Below are 1,963 nucleotides of genomic sequence, written 5' to 3'. Positions count from 1 at the left end.
ACTTATGACAACTAATTTGTCCGAAAAATTGCGCGTACGGGAAGATGGTCGGACACCTTAGCAAAATAGGTGCGATCGCTGTCAAAGCCCAAATCTTTTTGCGGATCGAGAATCTGCACTGATTGAGGAATATATTCAGTCTCGGCTCCCTTAGGGGCTTTAGAAACGATAATATGATCGATCACACAACCAGTACCGCGATTGGAATAGCGGGGACGACCGTCGGGAGTTTTCGGTTGCCCATGTTTTTGTAAACAATTCTCTTGGGCATCGGTTTCGATCGCACGGGTGAGAAAAGTCAGAGGGGCATCGCGCAAACCACGGTTTTGATCCGCCCATGTAGGACTGTTGAAGTCACCGACGAGAATCAGATCGGGATCGGATTGCGGATTCTGTTGATATTTATCAACCTCCTTTCGTAGGAGATCGCTTTGGTTTTGGCGAGTACGATCGGCATCCTTGCCACTGCCACCCTTTTGATGCACGATCACGAGAGTAAAATCGAATTTCTTGCCATCTTTGCCAACTTGAACATAGGTTACGAGAGGCGATCGCAAAGTTCCTGTCATATTTACCTTTTGCCATTCCGTCACTTTCTGAGCGGCGATCGCCTCTTTCCGATAGAAGAAGGCGATCCTCTGCTTACCACCTGATTCCCCTAAAATAAATTCCCAAGATTGAGATTTATTCAGTCTTTCTTTCAATTTCTCTGCCGCTAGGGGACTCACTTCCTGTAAACCAATCGCATCAAAGTTACGTTCCATAATTTGGCTCACAACATTAACCTTTTCCTCGCTCAACCCATCAAAATTTTCGAGATTAAAGGTTCCAATGCGAACTTGATCGGGTAGGGCTTTAGATACTAAAGGGCTTGAGCAACCCGCGATCGCCATCAAGCTGCCTAGACTTAGCCAAGAGAAACAAGATCTCAAACTTTTCACAAGCGATCGCTGCATTACATTCCCTCTATAGCACGAATTTTTCGATCGCTACGGCCACACCGTCATCTTCCACACTGGGGGCAATCCAATCACCCAAGGGTTTTAAGCCTTCAGCACCATTGCCCATCACGACACCAATACCCGCATATTCAATCATTTCTAGATCGTTGAAATTATCGCCAATCGCTAAAACCTGCGATCGATCTAGCCCCAAAATATTTTCAGCTAAGTGCTTGACGGCTGTACCTTTATTCGCGATCGGATTAGTCGCCTCAAAGAAAGTCGCCACGGACTTCGTGAGATAGAGCTGTTGGGGCGTATAGCGATCCTTAAGGACTCGCAGCATTTCCGTGACTAGCTCTGCGGTATCACTCAGAGCCAAAATCTTGGTGGGTGGTTGTTCTTGACATTGCTTAATCAGAAATTCGCGCAAATCTCCAACTACTGTAACATCTACCTTCGATCGCTTGGCATAGACTTCCGTCTGAGCGGTCATTTTCCGAACGTAGAGTTCGTCATTTACATAAATATGGATTGACAATCTATCGTTAGTGGCAAATTCGCCTAGATCGTCAAGGAGAGCTAAAGCCTGTCCTATTTCCACTGGCCAATGTCCAACTAATTCACCAGTTTTCGGATCCTTGATAAATGCCCCCTGATAGGAAATCAAGGGCATATCGGAGGCGATCAATTCATGAAATCTTAGAGCCGAACGGTACATTCTCCCTGTGGCGATCGCGACCTTGACTCCCTTTGCCTGAGCAGCTTTCACCGCCTGCTTCACCGCATCATTGACCTGATTGGCATCTCCGCTAATCGTGCCATCAATATCTACCACGATCAGTTTAATGTCTTGCGCCATGAGTTTTTTTGTTTACTTTCTATAAAAAAATAGAATCAATCTATGAAGTGACCCTACTTTTTTATAATACCGTTCTTAGTTTATAGGCTTTGTATTGCCAGATCCTTATATATCTGCCATCAACTGTAAACAAAAGAGGGATGCCGCGCTCCGCGCGGCA

At 45.7% G+C, this 1,963-nt stretch carries 2 protein-coding genes; both read right to left on the bottom strand.

The annotated features are described in order from the left end of the window. Positions 1 to 11: 11 nt before the first annotated feature. Positions 12 to 956, bottom strand: a complete 945-nt coding sequence (locus tag AC805_RS16115; protein ID WP_055076365.1) for an endonuclease/exonuclease/phosphatase family protein — start codon at positions 954 to 956, stop codon at positions 12 to 14. 10 nt (positions 957 to 966) lie between these two features. Beyond that, on the bottom strand, positions 967 to 1,803 hold the full coding sequence (locus tag AC805_RS16110; RefSeq protein ID WP_055076364.1) for a Cof-type HAD-IIB family hydrolase: 837 nt from the start codon (positions 1,801 to 1,803) through the stop codon (positions 967 to 969). Positions 1,804 to 1,963 lie beyond the last annotated feature (160 nt).

This window comes from Pseudanabaena sp. 'Roaring Creek', from assembly GCF_001402795.1.
Taxonomy (GTDB): Bacteria; Cyanobacteriota; Cyanobacteriia; order Pseudanabaenales; family Pseudanabaenaceae; genus Pseudanabaena.
This window is presented reverse-complemented; position numbering and strand designations above follow the sequence as displayed.

What these genes read in the sequence shown, in the direction of transcription:
- AC805_RS16110 (WP_055076364.1), bottom strand. Translation starts at nt 1,803, where the DNA reads ATGGCGCAAGACATTAAACTGATCGTGGTAGATATTGATGGCACGATT.
- AC805_RS16115 (WP_055076365.1), bottom strand. Translation starts at nt 956, where the DNA reads ATGCAGCGATCGCTTGTGAAAAGTTTGAGATCTTGTTTCTCTTGGCTA.